Here is a 431-nt window from a genome sequence, read left to right as displayed (position 1 = left end):
AACAAGCCCACCGGCGTCGTCAGCACCATGAAGGACGAGAACGGCCGTCCCGACCTGCGCCAGTACACGAAGGACTGGCCGGAGCGGCTCTACAACGTCGGACGCCTGGATGCCGAGACCTCCGGCCTGCTGGTGCTCACCAACGACGGCGACCTCGCGCACGTGCTCGCCCACCCGTCGTTCGGGGTGAACAAGGTGTACATCGCCAAGGTGTCCGGCCGGGTCACTGCGCAGACGATCAGCCGGTTGACCAAAGGCATCGAGCTGGAGGACGGGCCCATCGCCGCCGACAAGGCCCGACTGCTCGACACGTCGGGCGAGACGAGTCTGGTCGAGCTCACCCTGCACTCCGGCCGCAACCGCATCGTGCGGCGCATGATGAGCGAGGTCGGCCACCCCGTCGTCGAACTCGTCCGACGCCAGTTCGGGCC

1 protein-coding gene is annotated in these 431 nt (G+C 67.7%); it reads left to right on the top strand.

What is annotated here, in order from left to right; translation table 11 throughout:
- Positions 1–431: pseudouridine synthase (locus NQ160_RS22760; RefSeq protein ID WP_257517301.1), on the top strand; the 431-nt coding region annotated here is incomplete at both ends.

This window comes from Microbacterium sp. zg.Y909 (assembly GCF_024626565.1).
The sequence above is the reverse complement of the archived record's forward strand: the minus strand, read 5'-3'. Positions and strand labels throughout refer to the sequence as shown.